Origin of the sequence: Candidatus Coxiella mudrowiae (assembly GCA_001077715.1) — a bacterium.
Lineage (GTDB): Bacteria > Pseudomonadota > Gammaproteobacteria > Coxiellales > Coxiellaceae > Coxiella > Coxiella mudrowiae.
The window spans coordinates 1,211,732-1,232,706 of the sequence record CP011126.1; the positions used below are offsets into that span (position 1 = coordinate 1,211,732).

Consider the following 20,975-nt stretch of genomic DNA (forward strand, 5'->3'; position numbering starts at 1 on the left):
TTGAAAAAAGCGTTCATAATGACTTAATTAGTAAATTAATTATCGATTGTTACACTAATTGCAGTTTTTTAAAGGAGGCTAATCCAGACAATAGAAAGGTGATTAAAATCAAAAGACCTCTAATATTATTTAAATAAATTTTTTCGCTATTGAGAAGATAACCAAAAATCCTAGAAAAAATAGGTTCAAAAGCATAAATTAATACTGCCTTTCTCATAGATACATATCGCTGATACCAAAATTGCAAATAAAATACAAGACAGGTAACAAAAATTAAGAAAAATAGAACGGGTATAACAACAAACCATGAAAAAATTACCCCCATATTTTCATACGAGAAAGTTAGAAGAGACAAAAATAACGAAAAGGCAATTTTATAACTCAAAGCTAAAGTAGTATCTTTTGCCTTTATTTTTTTAGAGAAAGCTTGTAATGCCACAATATAACAGCTGTAAAAAAAGGCACAAGCGAGCGTCCAAAAATCTCCACTAGTCAATGTAAATACATCGGCATCTATTTGGATAAAAATCCCTACCAGGCATAATAATGCAGCCGCAAAGTCAAACCATTGTAGTTTTTTTCTAAGGAAAACTAATGTGAGAAAAGATACCACAACTACACTAAAGTCTGTCAAAAATTCAGAATTTGCTGAACTTACTGTTTCCAATCCTATGGATTGAAAAACATAGGTGGCGCTTTCAAAAAATCCAAGTACTACTGTCCACTTTATCATTGTGAATGACATCTTTTTTCGATAAGCAAGGATAAAAGGTAAAAAAATTAAGCTGGCAATGGCTAATCGCAAAACGATAAAAATGGAAGGCGGTATTACACTTACAGCCTCTTTGATGAGGGGAAAGGTCAATCCCCATAACAAGGTCAGGGAAAAAAGAGCACTATGTACCTGTGCGAATTGATTCATAGCCAGATTTTACCATACAAAACTATCATCTCTTATCCTCATCCTTAATACTTCAACCACGATTTAATTAGATGGAGTATCTAATATTCAAGTTCCACTTTTTCTTTGCCACACAATTGGCTGAGTTGACTCAAAAGCTCTTCGCTAGGCTTAACCTTCCAGGTTTCACCCAACATTAATTCAGCTGATGCAGTTTCGCCTTGGTAAGCAATGGCAATAGGGCATTGTCCTTTCAGATTGCCCTTGACTAACAGAGGCAGCTCCGTGAGCAATCGATTAACTTCTTCCTTTGCTGTGACTCGAATTAACAGTCGTTTGGCCTGTTCTCGCATTTTATCCAGCGTATAAATAAGGTCAGCCACGATTTTTAATCCGCCTGTAAAATCGTCTTTTCCTACCATTCCACGAACAATCAAAATGGTGTTTTTATCTAAATCCCCTGCTACCTGCTGATAAAGCTCGCTAAATAAAGTGACTTCTATGATCCCGGTACGATCTTCAAGCGTAAGAATGGCCATCCGCTTGCCGCTTCGGGTTATTAGATTGCTTATCGCCAATACCATACCAGCAATCACCACTGAGTTTTTTTTCGAAGCAACTAACTGGCCAATGGGAACAGCCCCTATGGTTTTTATTTCCTTCTCACAAGCTTGTAAGGGATGACCAGTTACGTAGAAACCCAAGGTTTCCTTTTCCCCCCGCAACCGCTCGTTATCATTCCATTCGGGTGTATCCTCATAATTTTCGTCCTGTTTTGTATCCGGCTCATTACCAAATAAATCATTTTGGCCCAATTGGGCATTGCGATTTTTTTGCTCGGCTGATTGAAGCGCCTTATCTAATGATTTAATCAAAGAGGCGCGCGAACCCCCAAAAACATCCATTGAACCAGATTTAATTAAAGGTTCCAATACACGCCGATTAACTTTTCGTAAATCTACTCGATGACAAAAGTCAAAAAGCCCTTTGAATTCTCCTTCTTCTTCACGGCAAGCCACAATGTGCAAAACAGCAGCTTCACCAACCCCCTTAATAGCCCCTAAACCGTATTCAATTTGGCCCTTGACGTTGACTGTAAAAGGATATTGTCCACGATTAATAGATGGCGGCAATAATTCTAACCCCATATCGCGACATTCATTAATAAAACTAACAACTTTATCGGTATTATCCATATCCGAAGATAAAACTGCTGCCATAAATTCAGCAGGGTAGAGAGCTTTCAACCAAGCTGTTTGATACGCAATCAGAGCATAAGCCGCTGAATGAGATTTATTAAATCCGTAACCTGAAAATTTCTCCATTAAATCGAAAATTTGGTTCGCTAAATCAGCCTTTAATCCACGAGAGGTGGAACCCTTTATAAAAACTTCGCGTTGTTTAGCCATTTCTTCAGGTTTTTTTTTACCCATCGCATGACGCAAAACATCAGCAGCTCCCAACGAGTAACCTGCCAACACTTGAGCAATTTGCATAACTTGCTCTTGATAAAGAATAACCCCGTAAGTCGATCGTAAAACAGGCTCTAAATCAGGATGAAGATAATGGACACTTTGTTCGCCATGTTTACAAGCAATAAACGTATCTACCATTCCCGATTGCAAAGGCCCCGGACGAAATAAGGCTACTAATGCCATGATATCAGAAAAATTATCAGGTTTTAGGCGACGAATTAAATCCTTCATGCCTCGTGATTCTAATTGAAATACGGCAGTAGTCGCGCAACTTTTTAAAAGTTCATAAGTCTTTTTGTCGTCTAACGGAATAGTACTAATGTCCAACAAAGGTTCATTTTGCGCTTTTCGTTTCGCATTCACACTTTGCACTGCCCATTTGATAATAGTCAACGTACGCAATCCCAGAAAATCGAATTTGACAAGACCGGCCGCTTCTACATCATCTTTATCAAATTGGGTAACTAGATGATCATTATTAGGTTCTGAATAAAGAGGTACAAAATCTGTTAATTTAGTAGGTGCAATTACTACACCTCCTGCATGTTTCCCCGCATTACGCGCGAGTCCTTCTAATTTCATCGCAAGATCAATAAGATTTTTGATTTCGTCGTCTTCTGCGTAACATTTTGCTAATATTCCCTCTTGATCCATGGCTTTTTTTAATGTCATTCCCAGTTCAAAAGGAACAAGTTTCGCGATTTTATCGACATATCCATAGGGCAATCCAAGTACGCGCCCTACATCGCGTAAAACTGCGCGCGCAGCCATGGTGCCATAAGTAATAATTTGTGCTACAGCGTCATGACCATAACATTCTGCTACATAATCAATAACGCGATCTCGCCCTTCCATACAAAAATCAATATCGAAATCGGGCATAGAAACGCGCTCTAAATTTAAAAACCGCTCGAATAACAATTCATGTTCTAAAGGATCCAGTTCCGTGATACCCAACGAATAGGCCACTAAAGATCCTGCTCCTGAACCACGACCGGGACCCACTGGAATATCACTTTTTTTAGCCCAGGCAATAAAATCGGCAACGATTAAAAAATAGCCTGAAAATCCCATTTTTATAATAACATCGATTTCTCTTTCTAATCGTTCTTCATAAATGTTTTTTATTTTTGATTTACCCAGGCGCTCTTCTAAACCGCGTTTTGCTTGTTCATGGAAAAAATCTTCTTCAGTTCGATTATCTGGAACAGGAAATTTAGGTAAAAAAACTTCATCTAAAGAAACTTGAACATTGCAGCGTTTAGCAATTTCCAAGGTATTTTCTAACGCTTCAGGGATGTCAGAAAATAGTATTTTCATTTCCTCCGTGCTTTTCAAATATTGTTGATTACTATAACCGCGAGGACGACTAGGATCATCTAATAGATATCCCTGTTGGATACAAACCCGAGCTTCGTGTGCTTCAAAATCTTCTTGATGTAAAAAGCGGACATCATTGGTCGCTACCACAGGAACGTCGTAAGCCAAAGCTAATGTAACAGCGGAATGGATATATTCCTCTTCTTGATCACGTTGGGTTCGCTGTAATTCTAGATAAAATCGATCGGGAAAATACTTTAACCATCGTGCTAAGCGTTCTTCTGCTAGAACATTTCGATTCTGCAACAATGCTTGGCCTATGTCTCCTTGCCGTCCTCCTGACAAAACAATTAAACCTTCTTTTGCTTCCATTAACCATTCCCACCGAATGAGGGCTTTCTCACGTTGACGCCCTTCTACATAAGCTCGAGATAACAATTGAATAAGATGACGGAAACCAATTTGGTTTTTACAGAGGACCGAAAAACGGAATAATTCTTCACCTTCGGCTAATATTAATTCAGCTCCAATAATGGGCTTTACACCTTTGTTTAGTGCCCCACGATAAAATTTAATAAGTGCAAAAAGATTAACTTCATCGGTTAAAGCAACAGCTGGCATTTTTAAATCCACAATGCGTTGCAAAAGTTGATCCACGCGTATCACACTATCGACGATCGAATATTCGCTATGAACTTTTAAGTGGATAAACAAACTCATCAATTAATACTCTGTTTCGGGATTCGCTCTGGATTAGTGTTTTTAAACCATCCAGGCTGAACAAACATTGGATTCTAATTGTTTCTGTCATTGTTTGTTAATTGGATAACGACGAATTAATTTTTGCTGATTTTGATGGCGCTCCAGCGCCAATTCAATTAACCGATCTAATAATGCTGAATAGGATAAACCTGTCGCTTCCCACATTTTTGGATACATACTAATATTGGTAAACCCTGGAATCGTATTTATTTCATTTACCATTATCTGATTTTGGGGAGTCACAAAAAAATCTACCCGCGCCATTCCGGAACAACGAACAATCTTGAAAGCATCAATAGCTATTTGTTGGATTTTTCCAATTATTTCTTCTGGAAGATTCACGCTGGTCGTGGTAGTCGCACCATTGGGATCAAGATATTTTGCCTCGTAAGAATAAAAATCATGGTTGGATATAATTTCGGCCGGCAACGAAGCTTTTGGGTGTCCATTTCCCAATACAGCACATTCGATTTCCCGTCCGTAAATTCTAGGTTCAACAATAAGCCGATCATCATAACAAAAAATATTCTCAGCTCTTTTTTGGAATTCTATTGCACTTTTGACAGGAAAAATAGCTACGGAAGAACCCAGGCTCACAGCTTTCATAAAAAGCTCGGTGGTTTCCCATTGATCGATCAGGCGTTCATAAACTCCTTCAAGCCGGTCAAAAGGCCACAAAGTGTGCCAGTCGACTACTGGTACCTTCGCCGCTCGCAGTAAGCTCTTAGTGATATCTTTTTCAATACAAATAGCAGAACTTTGAACATTAGCGCCCACGTAGGGTAGGTTCAAAAGTTCCAGTAGCCCCTGGAGGACCCCGTCTTCACCTTGAGTTCCATGAATCATAGGGAAGACACAGTCCAGTCCATAAAAATGCTTTTCACCATTAAGCACTCGCCAAGGTCTTATTTGTTCTCCTAACGCAATAGTAATAGGGACAGCCTTCTCAGCAGAAACTAAATTCTGAGGCCCCTGGGTTAAAAAATTTTCTTTATCATCAATAAGATACCATTTTCCACTTTGATCAATATATACCACCGAGACCTTATATCTATCAGGGCTCAATGCTACCACAATGTTTCGAGCCGACTGAATAGAAATTTCGTGCTCCGGGGAACGCCCCCCACAAAGTACTGAAACAGTTAGTTTTTTTTCCATAGAGCCCTTACTTAAACCTTGAGAATTAACTTTAAAAGATAATAGGGAATTGATCGGCAATTTGCAAAACTGGATTCAATGTTGTCGATCACTATTAAATTGAAATAAGTTTTTTATCATTAACGCACATGAATGATCCTATTAAAATTGCTTCACAAGCTGCTGTAACAGCAGGAAATTAAATACATGAACAAAGTCACTATCTTATATAAAATTAAAAGCCTTAGAAAAACATCAAATGATTTCATTTGTGAAGTAGTCATTTGTGAAGTAGATATTACTGCTGAAAAAATTATTAATAACATTATTAAAAATTCCTACCTCGAACGTAATCCTCTCTGAAGAAAATAGTCAAGAGGACTCCAACGCAAACTATTGTTGAATAATTGATTCCTTGGATGGAACTAATATTTTTTTTACATGGTCGTCTGCCATTCTATAACGTTTCTATCGCTCTACAAATGAAAGAAGAAATCACAGAAGGGGGTTATTTATAACCCTATATTAGATAACCCTTATATTAGATTAATTATTTTTGTGCATAAAAAGGATCTACTTTAAATGGAAAAAATATCAGTCACATCCAAACTAGATTTTTACGGTCGTTTATTCGCTGCCATATTCCTCCCCCTCCCTCCTATGCTAAGATTCTAGAAAAAACTTATTCGTTCACCCTCCCAAAATTACACCATAAAATTAAAGAGTTTCGCTACAGCGGATCATTTCCATTAGATATGGCTTATGTAGCTGACGGTTACTATGACGCAGCCTGGACAGGCCACAAGTAACTACTAGGACATTGCTACTAGATCTTTATTAGTAAAAGAATCAGGTGGTGTAGCTTATGAAATTAATGGAGGAGAAAATACCTTACTAAAGGCAGTATAATTTTAGGAAATCCTATAATTGTCTGAAAAATTATAAAATGCTCTCTTCCAATATGAATAAACTAAGAAAAAATTTAGAAAAATACTATTTAAATAGTATATAAAACCAATATTAGAAAACCAAGCGGAAAGGCAAATTCTGAAACTTAAACAAAAAATAATCAAAAAAATCAGTGATAGAAAAAGAATAACGCATATCAAACAATTTAATGAAAAACATTAAAACAGGAATAGAAGCCGCAATAAGACTCGCTGAAAGAGGTGTTGCTCTTTCAATTTCTTTCTAGAAAAAAATAAGTAGAAAGGAATACAAAGAGCAGTGATAGCAAAATAAAATTAATCAGATCAGGGAAGCTAACCATTAAGTTAATATGCGTGATCTTAAACACGACAAAAGCAGAGACTATAAGAAAAAGAAATGATATTTTTAATACAGAAAGTGTATTAAACCTACCTTTAAATAAATTTTTACTAAAAATATCAGTAAGTCCTGTCATAACGCCTGCAATAAAAGAAAATCCTACAGCTAATAAAATAATTTCTTTTTCTGATATGGCAACCAAACTATAATAATGAATAGATAAAAAAATTAGAATTAAAAATATCAATAAATTAAAAAAAAGCATTGATTCCTTGTTTTTTTTATAATTCTCATAGAACGAAAAGAAAGAAAAAAGTTGCCACAGGTAAAGTGACAAACACAATATTATTAACAATTGATCCATTAATATATTTTAAAACTAAAAATATCAAGATCTAATCAATGCAGGTAGATAAATTCAATCTTAACACATTTTTCCATTCTATAGCCATTTTACTTCATAATTGAGATAGTTTATTTAATACAATAAATTATATAAAAAAAGAAAAATAAAAAATAATAATTAATCGATTTAACGTTTATGATAAATTATGAATAAAAATAATAACTAGTGAAATCAGAATACTAAATAAAAAAATAAATATTTGAACAATTTGTATTTAAAATAAAAAATCTTCAAAATATTCCAGCTTATATCCACATTCAACAGCTTCAATCTTTTTTATAAAATCATATCTTCCATGCTTCTTTTCACTACTGTATTAAATGAAGGTGTTGATAAATGATGTTCACCAAAAATCTACTGCCAAGTAATGCGAAAATTTAGGTCCCTTGAAAAGTTACGAAAGTCTAATATAAACTTCATTTTCAAAATGTTTTTTTGACTAAGTTTCTAAATCCAAGATAAAGTTTCAGCTGATTTATTGCATTTTGTTTCGCTTCAGATTTCTTATTTTTTAAAATTGTGCAATATATTTTTTTATAGACTACATACAGTTTTTTAATTTTCTCTTACTTTTCAATCTTCTTTCGACATTCCTTGTCTATAATTAAATGATTTTTAAAAAAGCTTTCCGACAACTTTCATAAGTATCTTGTTCTAGAAAAATCTTTAAGCGCCATACTCTTTATATATGGATACTGCTTTAAAAGAAGCTGAATCTTTTCCAAGTAAGCATCTATATTTTCATCAATTTTTGTAAGGAGTGTGTTCACATAAAAATGTCCTTCGTGTACTAAAATTAATTCAACTCTAGAGCTATGTAATTTCTTAATGTCCTTATAAAAAGCAAAAAAGTTTTTAATACCTAGAATAATTTCCAAGATCGGGAAAGTGATCAATAGTGCACTCAGAAGATTCAACTTTCTTGTGACAAGCTAGCATTATCATTATCATTATCATTATCATTATCATTATCATTATCATTATCATTATCATTATCATTATCATTAGAAAGTGAGAAAGTTTAATAACCGACCTAAAAGCACTGGAGTATCCTACCCGATACAGAAGTAACAAACCATTTTAAATACACGTTTGAACAATCTACTTTACAATCGTTAAATAATTTACTCTATGAATCTCTATATAAATAGCCCATATAGCTCCTTTTACAATTCACCTCTCTTATAAGAAAAGAATAATGAATTTTCAGAAAAGAGAATTCTTCCATAAAAAACATTCTCTAACCTTTGAATTTTAAACTAATTTTTCTTCTTTTAAAATCTAAATATTTGATTCAGCAACTGCACAGTATGTATATCGGATTTTCACTATGCATAGAATTCAATTCCTTTGGTTTATAAATATTAATGACATCAAGTTATATAATAACAGCTGATAATGATAAAGAGGAAGTGATTCCTTTACCGGAAATAATAACATCTTGAAGAATGTCGTAATGCTCATAATCATAATGCTCATAGGCCCACTATTTTCCAGTTTTAGAAAATATAGATTGGATTTCATCCACAATAAGTAAGATTTCATCCTATTGACACCATTCCTTTAAACGTTGAATGTATTCTTTTTCAGGAAAAGTCACGGTGGTTCCCTGATAGCATTCCAAAAACATAGCTGAAATGTTGTTCCCATTAATGTACTCGGACTGCAAACAGTCTGTGAATTCATAAAAAGTTTCACAGTTTGAATATAATTTTTCTGGATGAGTCGCATAGATAAAAATTGATTGAGTGATCTCATTAGGTATTAAATTTTTAAGGGCGTGAAGAACCTACTTAAACTTAATAAACTCAGGGTTTTTCTATAAAAAGAATTGTGAAAACATAAAAATATACTTTTGAGCCTAATTTATATTTTATAGTCCGCAATTGGGCTATTTTCATAGAAGTTTCAACTGCTTCAGCTCCTGTACTGAATAAACCTGTTTTATAATCTGAAGGTATCACAGAAGATAAAGTTTTTTACCAATCTTGCCATTGCCTCCATAGGAAAAGAATAGCTGGTAAAAACTTCAGTATTCAATTGATCAATAATTACCTGCTTAATTTGCTCATGATCATAGCCAGCATTCGTAATCATGACTCCCAAAGAAAAATCAATATAAGATTTTCCCTTTCCATCTCTAACTTGACATCCTGAAGCAGATTCCTAAATAATATTCGACTGGCAACAAGCGCCTTTATCTTCATATTTAATAAGCGAATCTAAAATTTTAGACTCAGAAAATATTTTATTTATATAACCCTAAATAACCCTAACCTTCAGAGCGAGGAAAAAGCATCATTTCCTTCACCGGTTCAAAACTTTTTCGATGAATAGGCGACAAGCCCAACCGATAAATTGCTTTCAAGTGAGGCGAAGTTGCATACCCTTTATTTTTAGTTTAGTAAAACCATAACCCGGATATTGTTTGTCATATTTAATCATATCCCGATCACGAGCGACTTTCGCTAAGATAGATACCGCGCTAATGGCAGGAATACAGCTATCCCCTTTAACAATTGTTTCTACAGGGCAAGATAATTTCGGACAAACGCGCCCATCGACTAGAACTTTGTTAGGAGGAAAATTTAATTGATTCACCGCACGCTGCATAGCTAATAAACTTGCCCTCAAAATATTGAAGCAATCAATTTCATTAACATCAGCACTTGCAATGGCATAAGCCTTACAATCTCGAATTATCAATTCGTATAATTCTTCTCGTTTTTTTCAGTTAATTTTTTAGAGTCAGGAATGCCTTCAATTGATTTTGCAGGATCTAAAATAACTGCAGCAGCAACTACAGGCCCAGCTAACAGACCACGCCCAGCTTCATCTACCCCAGCAACCAACAGGTCACTGGTGATTATTAGCGAAGGTGACATCCTTATTTCCTTTTTTGGGAATTCTATCGTTGAAAATGATGAATTCGTCTACACAAATCTTCAATATCTCCTTTAAATAAAGCTATAATCATAAAACATAAAGGAATCCAAAAAAGCTTCTTCGGGTACCAGGAGATAAATTAAATTCAGGAAAAAACCGCTGATCATTAAAATTTACCATAGCCGTGAGATTAATAGTTATCTTTAAAAATACAAAAAATAGTCAACATAAGCATTGCAAAGGTAAAAAAAAGATCAACGCCTTTCCTTCTAAAAAATCAAATCCTGTCGCCTTTCCCAAGGTGCCTCTAAATTTTCTTGTGCCTGGTTTGCCTGTTCTTTTTCATTCTTTACTCCCACTCAATCGTCGCTGGCGGCTTATTCGTAATGTCATAAACCACACGAGAAATTTCTTTAATTTCATTTATAATTCGCTGACCAACGCTTGTTAAAAATTCATAAGGTAATTCTGCCCAGCGTGCTGTCATAAAATCCACTGTTTCCATAGCCCGCAAAGCTACTAGATAACTATAATGACGCGTATCTCCTTTAACACCCACCGATTTTATCGGCATAAAAACAACAAACGCTTGACTCACCTTGTGGTAATAATCATGTTTTTTTAATTCTTCAATAAAAATTGCATCGGCACGTTGTAATATATCAATGTATTCAGCCTTAATTTCCCCCAAAATACGAATAGCCAAACCCGGGCCTGGGAAAGGATGGCGATAAACTAAATCGTAAGGCAAGCCTAACTCTAAACCCAATTTCCGAACTTCATCTTTAAATAATTCCCGCAAGGGCTCAATAAGTTGCAAATCCATTTTAAGCGGTAATCCTCCTACATTATGATGTGTTTTGATGACATGGCCTTTCGCGGTTTTTGTTTTTGCAGATTCAATTACATCGGGATAAATTGTTCCCTGGCCCAACCAATTGACGTCTAACTTTCTAGCCTCTGTCTCAAAAACTCGAATAAATTGTTCACCTGCAATTTTACGCTTTTCTTCTGGATCCAAAACCCCTTCCAAGGCTTTCAGGAAACGCTCTTTCGCACTAACGCAAATAACCCTTACACCCATATGTTTTTTGAATACACGCAATACTTCGTCCGCTTCATTTAATCTAAGTAACCCCGTATCTACTAACACACACACCAATTGATCACCAATCGCTTCGTGCACAATAGCTGCTGTCACAGCGGAATCTACTCCGCCTGACAAGCCTACAATGACTCTCCCACTCCCCACTTTATTACGAATCTCATGAATGCTTTCTTCAATAATATTTTTCGTTATCCACGTTGCTCGACATTGACAAATGTCTTTAACGAATTGAATTAAGATCCGATGTCCCTGAGGCGTGTGCGTAACTTCAGGATGAAATTGCAAGCCAAAAAACCGTCGTTTAAAGTCAGCCATCGCTGCATAAGGAGAATTATCGGTACTGGCAGTTGCTTCAAATCCCGGGGGCAATTTTGTAACGATATCACTGTGACTCATCCAAACATCTAATAAGGGAATACCTTCAGAAGAGATGCGATCATCAATGTTTTCAAATAATAAGTCAGACTTTAATATTCGCACTTCCACATGACCAAATTCAGCCTTAGCGGTCATATCCACTTTGCCGCCTAATTGATAGACCATCGTTTGCATCCCGTAACAAATTCCTAATACCGGACAACCAATTTCAAAAACAATGGAAGGGGCACGCAAAGTGTAGCTCAAGGTGACTGTTTCAGGACCTCCTGAAAGGATGATACCGTGAGGATTATAATTGCGAATGGTTTGCTCATCCACTTCGCAGGACATTAACTCACAATATACGCCAATTTCACGCACCTGCCGAGTAATTAATTGCGTATATTGCGAACCGAAATCAAGGATCAAAATTCGATGGTAATGGATATCTTTCGGCATATTTTATTGTTAATTGTTATTATCCTTCCATGAAATGAACATAAAAATAGAAAATAATTTATTGTTACTCTTCTACTGAATAATTTGGCGATTCCTTTGTTACTGTTACATCGTGGGCATGGCTCTCTCGAACCCCTGCACTTGTTACGCGAACAAACTGAGTTTTCGTTCGCATTTCCTCGATCGTCTTACAACCCGTATAACCCATCCCCGAGCGCAAACCACCAGTCAACTGATGAATCACTCCTCGTAAAGGACCTTTATAAGGAACACGACCCTCGATGCCTTCAGGAACGTATTTTTCTTGTTTCTCTTGGGCTTCTTGAAAATATCGATCGGATGAACCATAGGCTCCAAACATAGCTCGCGCAGAACCCATTCCCCGATAAGATTTATAGGAACGACCTTGATACAAAACCTCTTCCCCTGGCGCTTCTTCAGTTCCAGCAAACAACCCACCAATCATTACAGCGTGTGCCCCCGCTCCAATGGCTTTACAGAGATCGCCAGAAAATCGAATTCCTCCATCAGCAATGATAAAAACATCATCATTTTTTAATTCAGAAGCTACCTGCGAAATGGCCGTAATTTGTGGAACTCCTATACCCGCCACGATGCGTGTAATACAAATGGACCCAGGCCCCATTCCGACCTTAACCGCGTCAACCCCTGCATCGGTTAATGCTCTTGCTGCCGAAGCCGTGGCTATATTACCAGCAATCACGGGCACATCGGGATAATGCTTCTTAACCCATTTCACTCGATCAATAACTCCTTTCGAATGGCCATGTGCGGTATCCACCACCAAAATATCAACGTCTTCGGCTACCAAAGCAGCTACCCGATCCGGAGTTTCGTTTTCTGTACCGATGGCTGCACCCACTCGCAATTGTCCCGAAGCAGTTTTACAAGCATTGGGATTTTGTTGTGAGCGTAGAATATCTTTCACAGTAATTAATCCACGCAATTCAAAGCGTTCGTTGATTACTAGCAATTTTTCTACACGATGTGGGCGGAAAAGATTAATAATTTCTTCGCGTGTGGCGCCTTCTTTGATGGTAATGAGGCGTTCTTTTGGAGTCATTAAATTAGCAACTTTTTGCTCCATATCCGATTCAAAACGAATATCGCGATTAGTAATAATTCCAACAAGCTGCTCACCTTCTACAACAGGAAGCCCCGAAATATTGTATTCGCTCGTGATTTTTTTGAGTTCACCAATAGTACTAGCTGGCGAAACAGTAATAGGATGAAATACAACACCGCTTTCAAATTTTTTCACTTTTCGGACTTCACTCGCTTGGCGTTCGGGGCTCATATTTTTATGTAAGATTCCGACACCACCTGCTTCAGCCAATGCAATGGCTAAGCGCGCTTCGGTCACAGTATCCATAGCAGCGGATAATAGAGGAATATTAAGAGTTATATTGCGAGTCAGACGCGTAGTGAGTGAAACATCTTTGGGCAAGACTTCGGAGTAGCCAGGTAGTAACAAAACGTCATCAAAGGTCAGAGCTTCCTGGTTAATCCTTATCATCATAATTGCGCCCCTTCAATAAGCCTGGAAGTGTAGCCTCTTCTTGACGATTTGTCGAGCAGAAGGGAATATAAAGCCAAATCCCATGAAGCGGATTTAGTCCCCTTAGCAGCCCGTTTCTCCAGCCTTAATCTAAAGGGCCCGTATGAGAAAGGAAAGGAGACGAGGTCCCTTCTGGAGGGAGGGACTTGAATCCGCGAAGTGTTCACTTTCACTTTCGCAGGACTATCGCAAACCTGATTCGTGATCTTTTTACCTAATTTAAACAAACCCCAACTTCCACCAATGCTCAATGACGCCCTTAATAACGAGAATTTCCAGCCTGACAAACACAGCACGACACCCAAGCGGGGAAATACTCTGGGTCAAGGAAAGAATAAAACCCGCCACTCCCAACCCAAGAACAATGAGTGACAGAAATTCAATGTCATTTCTTCTTCCCTCTTGGCTCACGTAAACCGGCTGTCCCGTAATCACCGGTAAGCCTGCTCTGGAAAGTAGTGATTGAGCGGTTGAATCACAACGAGTATGGTTGCGGCTAATCTCACCCGAAACGGTCGTTTGGAAAACCCCTGTGACGGAAAGCTGATTTTCCCTGGGCAATTGCGCTAAAATCGCTCGGGCGTGTCCCGGATAGCCGAGTCGTTCATAGTAGTTCGCCATTTTCTCAGCCGTTCGTTTTACATCGCTAAAAGAAACTCTCTTCTTACAATAATCAGCCCACCCCGATTCCATTCGGCACTTGATTTCAATGAAATCCTCTTTATCGATCCTTTGATTACCAATCCAATGAGCGATTATGGCTTCTAATTCTTCATGAAGAAATCGAGCGGAGTCCGTAACCGGGCGATGATATAAATTCATCACACCGGAAATAATTAATTCTAATTGATGGCACTCTTCAGCACTTAATCGTCAATTTCGTAGCTCTGGGTGATCTGAGACATCCAGAGATTTAATCATTTCTAACAAAAGCTTATATGTGTCAACATCAATATATCGATACGCGCTCTCTTTAATCCGTATAGATTTTTCCACTATAGCGACAGGGGTATCCGATTTCTCTTTAATCGTGTAATCTCCGGGACAAATAAAATGACTACTTTTTGTATATCTATTTTCTGAAGCAACTGAATAATGATAATAGTGTCATATTTTAAATTTTTAAAAGCGCCGAAGCCCCAACTTCTATAAATTATTTCTTCTAGGCTGTTGTAATGAGGTTCATAGTCTGCTAGCACCAAAGCCTGAATAGATTCGGAGGTTCCTCCGTATGTTAAAAATAATTGGACCCACTCATCTTTGCCTTGCGCAATCATATCGCTTACTAACGGTATATAAGAGCGAATTAACCGTTAAATCTTCATTACGTCGGCGATCTTCTTCGGATAACAAATCATCAAAATCCAATTGAAATATTTTGCGAAGCCATTCTCGACCTTCCTGGTCGGAAGGGTTGACGACCCGTAGTAACCAGCCCATAAAAGTCGCAATCGGTCGCTTTATGGTTTCGGTATGACAATTTTTGAGTAATAACACCAATTTTTCCCATTCAGGATTTTCTCCCAATAAATACGAATACAATTACTAAAGGAAAATAATTTGAAAAAAGGAAAGCCAGGAAAAAATTGATCGGCTTCACCATCCTACATCCCCTATGCGCTATATCAAGAAGTTCCCAAAAGTGCCGTTACTTCTTGATACGATTTAATCATATTAATCCTAAAAAAAATTAGGCCTATTAAAATACATTGAAAAAAGCTTACTATCCGTTCTTAAATGAAGAAAGGTCTCTTTTTTTCTAAAAAAGAGCTGATTTCTTTTAAAAATTAATCAAAAATAACGGCTATAAGCTTAACAAAGAATTAAATAGCGACAGTTGCTGAGAAAAGGACCTGGAGGATCAGTGCCACTAGGAAAACATAACTCTACTTATCCTAAGTGGGTGAAACTACCATTTAAGGACTAGTATTTGGCATCATTCCCTCTGTCGGCTCTGAAAAAATTCCCGCTTGATCTAAAATAGCGTAGGCTACATGGAAAGACGATTGGCTCAAACTCCTTAGGTTTTAGATTAAATAACAATTTCTTTTTTTAGCTTGTTGATAAAGATTTTCACCTTTAATTAATATGCAGGTTACTAACGTAAGCGTTCTAAAAAAATAGCGAAAGCAGTGGGCCATGCTAATAAAATTAATCGCGCTTACGCGGGGGCTCCTACCCTCAGCTTCTTCAGCAGAAACTAAATTAGCCAGAGCTATGCTTCTGAAAAAACCAATGACGAGAGCACTAAAAAAATTCCCTTACTTAAAGTACTAATCTGGAGTAGTTGAGATTGTTTTCGCTTATTACAAACATTCAAAAAAGTTGTCGACAATCAATGACTATATCGCGACAAGCACTCATTCCTAAAGGACCATTCCGTTGGAAACTAAAAAAGATGCCGAATAAAACAGCAATATCATCTTGGAAAAAAGTATGTTTTACTGATTCAGAAGAAAGTTTCATTGTGTCCAAAAACAATTCACAAAAATCACTAATGGCATGTTGACCACCATTATAAGTTTGAATTTGTCCAAATACGCCTACTGCCAATGCTATAAAGAGGATAAATCGAAAAAATTTACTTTTAGAAAGCCGCTCTTTAGGATAAGGTTCAAATAAAATTTTGAATAGTTCCTCTGCATGCTGTACATTTCGAATTTTATTATTCTAATTCGCTAACTCTTTCAATGACATCTCATCAGTCGCCTCATCCACTAATTCTGCTCTATTTTTTTAAATCTTTCCACTACTGGCGTATTCAAAAATCGCTTTTCTTAGTACGAAAAATAAAGTTAGAAATAACTTCCACCTATTTTAACTCAGTAAATTCTGTTAGAATTTGATACAAATCAGGGCCGTTAACCCAATAAGGCACAATCAACCTAAAAGGAAGGCAAAGGTATTTAAGAGGAAGTGGTTCTTAAACAATGCATGCTTCAAACATTTTCGCACCAGCACCAAGAACCCCCGTTAAATTATGCAAATAAAATAATTTCTGCTTGGAAGCTTGAATTTCTTTTAATTCTTTCGTTATTTTTTCAGTTGCGCGATTCCAAGTGGCAGGAGAAGCTAATGGGAAAATCGACAATTTCTCTGGAACAGATAAAAAATACTCTATCCCTTCCTTATCACTAAAGCTTTTAGAGAGGAAAACGCACACCAAAGAAGAAACAGCCACAGAAAAAATAGCCGAACTACCTTTCCATGAAAAATGGCTAATTATTCAATCTTTCCAGATTAATTGGGAAAATTTATTTGGAGGGAAAAGCTTGAGATCGTTTCTTATCCAAGTTAAAAACTGACTCTTTGCACCAGACTCTATTTAGCTATTATAGTCAGAGGCAGAAACTAAATTTAACTTTTCTAAACCAGGTAATTTTTGATAATTCTGGCGCAAGAGACACCCCATGAATTTAATACTATGGTAGCTCACCTCATTAATAAAATCTTAAAGATTTTTTACGCTTGAAAAAATGGTCGAATGCGTATACCTTAAAAAATATTCTTAAATAAAACCTATGATGGTAGGGTTTATTTTATAGGGTAAATCAAAAATTAGCATGATCTATATCCTATAGAGAGGTTAAGCCCTTTCTTTTCTTAAATTATTTTGTTTTCGCCATTCTTTTAATTATGTTGGGACCGTTATTCTTTAGGTTATTAATCATTATCACGTTACTAAATCTCAAGCAGAGAACTTAGATGCATAAAGGTATCACCATTGCTGTTTTTTCCCTTGTTATCGCTACTTATTTACCGCGTTTGGGTTATAAATTTTCAATGCTACTGGGCAGTTATTAGTATTACTTGTTATAACGCCTATTATCGGTCAAATCTGCATGATTTATCTTTTACTAATTAATGTGGGAATAGGTTTTGCCCTGGTTAAAGTATCGGTGTATTCGAGCATTGGTTTAATTACCAAAAGTGAGCAAGAACACGCCAGCTTTGCAAGTACGCTCAAAGGCATTTTTATGATAGCCGTTTTAAGCGGCTATTGGATTTTTAGCTTTTTCATTAATTCATCTTCGACTACTTGGCTGGACAGCTTTTGGCTTTTGGGAGGATTGGCTACAGTGGCATTTATATTATTAGCTACTACTCGGATAAAAGAAAATGAAAGAACTGCATTGAACTATTCTGCGAAACAAGATTTTAACGAGATGATAGCACTCGCTCACCACGGCGTGATGATTATTTTTATTATTAGTATTCTTGCCTATGTTTTTATTGAACAAAGTATTAGCACGTGCTTACCATTTCAATAATAAAATTTTACGTCTGAGTCCAACGATGAGTGTTGAAATAGCAAGTATTTTATAATGTGCTTATGTAATTAGACGCTTAATGGGTAGTTTTTTATTGAAAAAATTTGCAAAATTCGCTGGCTCACTTTATTGTTTCTATGCATTTTAATTTCGATTGGTATGGTCTTATTATTGTTACCTTCTGCCCATACTCCATCCTCTACGCCCGTTACTTCCTAGTGGCATGCTCCCTGGCACGCTTATCTCTTCCCTTTAATAGGTTTCGCTCTTCCTGCGGTTTATCCTGCACTTTGCTCAACTTTATTAAGTGCATTTCCCCTTCCTCGCCATAGTGCAATGATGGGCCTAATTATGATTTTTTCTACACTAGGTAGGACTATGGGTTCAAAATTAACAGGGGTATTTTTTTCAATGACAAGGTGGCTACGCGGATCTGAGACTTTCACTTATTCCTCTTGGTCTTTTACTTTTTTTGCTTCTATCCTATTTATTTATATTGCGAAAAAAAGAAATTATTTCAGAGACATCATCTAAAGCACTTCCTAACAATTTAGACAAAGAGATAGTCACAGCAAAAGAGTTTTCTTAATTTGATCAAACTTCACTCTAAAGTTACAAAACGAATAAAATCTGTATAGTTTAGAGACCTCCATGACTGTATGGAAAGTCAAACTTTCACTTTATTGTGTTAATACAGTAATCCTAGAAGTTATTAATCAATATAATATCTCTAAATCACAGACTGGCAACCTAGATACCTACAAAGACATCACCATTGTTATCTTTTCATTTCTGATAGATGCCTATTTACCTCGTCTTGGCTACAAAACTTTTATGCTATTAGGCTTAGCCCTCATCAGCATCACTTGCTATTTGACACCAATAATTAACCAAATGTGAATGATTTATCTCTTGCTAATAAGCGTAGGGATTGGTTATTGCTTTGGTTAAAGTTTCCGTTCATTCCACAATTCGTTTAATTACAAAAAACGAACAAGAACACGTTAGCTTTACCAGTACTTTTGAAGGAATTTTCATGATCGGTATATTGTGGTGGGTACTGAATTTTTACTTTTTTTATCAATTTACCTCACACAACCTGTCTTGATGAATTCTGGCTTTTAGGAGGATTAGCTACAGTTACTTTTCTTTTCTTAACTACCATTCGTTTTGAGGAGTCCCATATTCGATCCACGCGGTACTCTACGAAAAAGAAATTCCTCGAAATGATGACTCTCATCCGTCATCCGCCCATAATTACATTTATCATTGCTGTTTTTGGTTATGTATTTATCGAGCAAGGAATTAGCACTTGGCTTCCTACATTTAATAGTAAAGTTTTACATATAACGCCTACAATGAATGTCGAAATGGCGAGTATTCTTTCGCGAGCTTATACTATTGGGCGCTTATCTGCTGATTTTTTACTTAAGAAAGTCCATTGGATGGTACTGCCGGTTATCTACATAGTCGCTTCCGCATTAACGATTATCGTGTTATTCTGTCGGCCCACTCTGCAAGTGGGCATTGTGAATGCATAGAGTCAAGCGCCCTAGGCGAGCCTATCTCTTTCCGCTTATCAGGCTTTTTTTCTGGCACCTATTTATACCCTACCCTACCGTGTGTTCGACTATGCTGAGCGCTTTATCCAAATACCGTCATAGCACCATGGATGGGGTATACTTTTAATTTTCTCAGCACTGGGGGGGGGACAGTGGGCTCTAAGATAACCGGTGTGGAATTTTGGCAATTGGGTGGCCAATAGAGTCCTTCACCCTAATGCGTATCCCCCCCTAGGGGGCTTTTATTCCTCCTACTTTTCCGTTATTAGACGTTATTTACAGATTAGATTCATCAAACACCATCCCCCAGATAATGCTTTGATTTAGTCAGGAGAAGGAGCAGCCAGGATTTGATTTTACTCATTTTATCGATCAGCATTACGTATTTCACCGCTGAAGGTCTCGCTTGTTCAGGTCGCTTAGATCTCGTAATGGCTCTTACAAAGAATTTCGCTCATCCGAATTCTTTTCAGAAGCTTCAACTTTTTCAAAATATTCAGGCAGCCTGTGAGTCAGGGTGTGATTTTTCATCTCGCTGGATGCACGATAATACGTCACTGACTTCACTTTATACCACTGAATTAATTCCTGTTGATTTGAATGTTTTTCTATTTAATATCGAAAATAAAATCGAAAATAAACTGGCTGATTATTTTCGCCACTTTAAAAATTATAATAAGGCTGAATTTTATCAGTGGCGAGCGGAATATCGAAAGCAGGCCATCGAAAAATTTTTTTGGGATCCTTCCTGAGGAGCAATTCCACTTTGATTATTGCTGGAGCGAAGAGAAAAGATCGACAGTTCATACATTATAGCAGCTGCTTTTCCTTCATTCTTCAAATTAGCTTCCTTACCTCAAACCACAGCTATTACTCACAAATTGTTAAATTATTTCCTTTATGAGGGTATGTTAATTACTATTTTACAGAAAACAATCAGCAATGGGATAAACCCAATGGATATCCCCCTTCATTGGATTGTTATTAAAGGTTTACTAAATTACGGTTTTAAGGCTCAGTCAAAAATTATCACCGAACGGTAGTTTATCCTTAAACCGTTTAGTATTTCAACACATAGGGAAAATTATGGAGAAATATAATATCTAAAATCCTTCTAGTATAGCTAGTGGAGGAGAATATCCCGTACAAGATGGATTTGGATGGACTAATTGGCGTCGTTGTCGCTTTAAATTCCTTATTCAGTTTTGCTAACAGCATGTTCTTAGAAGCGCTAACTCCAGAGAAAGCAGGTCTCTAACAATCTTCTCCTTGCAAATTTTAATTGTCAGCGTCGTCAATAATTTTAAGAAGTTAACTTGTAACGGCCATGCCAATTTTTATGAAATATTCATTTAACCACTTAGAGTCCTCATGAAAGAGTCGAACGCATCCGTAACTGTTATGATAACCTGGGAAGGTAGAGCCGTGTATTACCCCGATAAAAAAAACATACAAATAGGGCATCGGCGCACCACCGTTAGTT

General features: G+C 36.8%; 13 protein-coding genes and 2 pseudogenes. 4 read left to right on the top strand and 11 right to left on the bottom strand.

The features are described 5' to 3' along the window. Window positions 1–49 precede the first annotated feature (49 nt). The 3 genes from CleRt_RS05695 to CleRt_RS05705 form a co-directional block, all read right to left on the bottom strand. Window positions 50–922 (bottom strand): DMT family transporter, encoded by an 873-nt coding sequence (locus CleRt_RS05695; RefSeq protein ID WP_048875407.1) that lies wholly within the window; start codon window positions 920–922, stop codon window positions 50–52. Window positions 923–1,002: 80 nt separating this feature from the next. Then, entirely contained in the window at window positions 1,003–4,416 is a 3,414-nt protein-coding gene (gene dnaE / locus CleRt_RS05700; protein WP_048875408.1) for a DNA polymerase III subunit alpha, read from the bottom strand. Window positions 4,417–4,503: 87 nt separating this feature from the next. After that, on the bottom strand, window positions 4,504–5,616 hold the full coding sequence (locus CleRt_RS05705; protein ID WP_048875409.1) for a D-alanine--D-alanine ligase family protein: 1,113 nt from the start codon (window positions 5,614–5,616) through the stop codon (window positions 4,504–4,506). A 186-nt stretch (window positions 5,617–5,802) separates the two neighbouring features. On the opposite strand from CleRt_RS05705, the gene CleRt_RS10230 reads away from it, so the two are divergent. Then, entirely contained in the window at window positions 5,803–5,958 is a 156-nt protein-coding gene (locus CleRt_RS10230) for a hypothetical protein (RefSeq protein ID WP_157870868.1), read from the top strand. Between the two features lie 3,256 nt (window positions 5,959–9,214). Here CleRt_RS10230 and CleRt_RS14190 read toward each other — a convergent pair. From CleRt_RS14190 to CleRt_RS05760, 8 genes and pseudogenes are all read right to left on the bottom strand, one after another. After that, window positions 9,215–9,418, bottom strand: a pseudogene (locus CleRt_RS14190) (hypothetical protein); the annotation flags it as partial. Between the two features lie 124 nt (window positions 9,419–9,542). Next, a pseudogene (rnhB, locus tag CleRt_RS05720) lies at window positions 9,543–10,155 on the bottom strand (ribonuclease HII). Between the two features lie 350 nt (window positions 10,156–10,505). After that, window positions 10,506–12,080: a glutamine-hydrolyzing GMP synthase gene (guaA, locus tag CleRt_RS05725; RefSeq protein WP_048875412.1), complete on the bottom strand. Its 1,575-nt coding sequence runs from the start codon at window positions 12,078–12,080 to the stop codon at window positions 10,506–10,508. Between the two features lie 64 nt (window positions 12,081–12,144). Beyond that, a complete protein-coding gene (gene guaB / locus CleRt_RS05730) occupies window positions 12,145–13,614 on the bottom strand; it encodes an IMP dehydrogenase (protein ID WP_048875804.1) in 1,470 nt (489 codons plus the stop codon). A gap of 264 nt (window positions 13,615–13,878) precedes the next feature. Beyond that, the gene (locus CleRt_RS05740; protein WP_048875000.1) at window positions 13,879–14,481 is read right to left on the bottom strand and encodes a hypothetical protein; all 603 of its coding nucleotides are present in this window, start codon (window positions 14,479–14,481) and stop codon (window positions 13,879–13,881) included. A gap of 432 nt (window positions 14,482–14,913) precedes the next feature. Further along, complete coding sequence (locus CleRt_RS05750) at window positions 14,914–15,156, bottom strand: hypothetical protein (protein WP_162198810.1); 243 nt, start codon at window positions 15,154–15,156, stop codon at window positions 14,914–14,916. An 819-nt stretch (window positions 15,157–15,975) separates the two neighbouring features. Continuing rightward, the gene (locus CleRt_RS05755; RefSeq protein WP_048875414.1) at window positions 15,976–16,212 is read right to left on the bottom strand and encodes a hypothetical protein; all 237 of its coding nucleotides are present in this window, start codon (window positions 16,210–16,212) and stop codon (window positions 15,976–15,978) included. Between the two features lie 370 nt (window positions 16,213–16,582). Beyond that, entirely contained in the window at window positions 16,583–16,750 is a 168-nt protein-coding gene (locus CleRt_RS05760) for a hypothetical protein (RefSeq protein WP_157870869.1), read from the bottom strand. Window positions 16,751–17,501: 751 nt separating this feature from the next. On the opposite strand from CleRt_RS05760, the gene CleRt_RS10735 reads away from it, so the two are divergent. The 3 genes from CleRt_RS10735 (at window position 17,502) to CleRt_RS12150 (ending at window position 20,244) form a co-directional block, all read left to right on the top strand. Further along, a complete protein-coding gene (locus CleRt_RS10735; RefSeq protein ID WP_053097900.1) occupies window positions 17,502–17,930 on the top strand; it encodes a hypothetical protein in 429 nt (142 codons plus the stop codon). Window positions 17,931–19,093: 1,163 nt separating this feature from the next. Then, the gene (locus CleRt_RS08405; RefSeq protein WP_371440262.1) at window positions 19,094–19,471 is read left to right on the top strand and encodes an MFS transporter; all 378 of its coding nucleotides are present in this window, start codon (window positions 19,094–19,096) and stop codon (window positions 19,469–19,471) included. A gap of 371 nt (window positions 19,472–19,842) precedes the next feature. Next, complete coding sequence (locus tag CleRt_RS12150; protein ID WP_053097904.1) at window positions 19,843–20,244, top strand: trehalase family glycosidase; 402 nt, start codon at window positions 19,843–19,845, stop codon at window positions 20,242–20,244. Window positions 20,245–20,975: the final 731 nt, after the last annotated feature.

What these genes read in the sequence shown, in the direction of transcription:
- CleRt_RS05695 (WP_048875407.1), bottom strand. Translation starts at nt 922, where the DNA reads ATGAATCAATTCGCACAGGTACATAGTGCTCTTTTTTCCCTGACCTTG.
- dnaE (WP_048875408.1), bottom strand. Translation starts at nt 4,416, where the DNA reads ATGAGTTTGTTTATCCACTTAAAAGTTCATAGCGAATATTCGATCGTC.
- CleRt_RS05705 (WP_048875409.1), bottom strand. Translation starts at nt 5,616, where the DNA reads ATGGAAAAAAAACTAACTGTTTCAGTACTTTGTGGGGGGCGTTCCCCG.
- CleRt_RS10230 (WP_157870868.1), top strand. Translation starts at nt 5,803, where the DNA reads ATGAACAAAGTCACTATCTTATATAAAATTAAAAGCCTTAGAAAAACA.
- guaA (WP_048875412.1), bottom strand. Translation starts at nt 12,080, where the DNA reads ATGCCGAAAGATATCCATTACCATCGAATTTTGATCCTTGATTTCGGT.
- CleRt_RS05740 (WP_048875000.1), bottom strand. Translation starts at nt 14,481, where the DNA reads ATGAATTTATATCATCGCCCGGTTACGGACTCCGCTCGATTTCTTCAT.
- CleRt_RS10735 (WP_053097900.1), top strand. Translation starts at nt 17,502, where the DNA reads ATGATTTATCTTTTACTAATTAATGTGGGAATAGGTTTTGCCCTGGTT.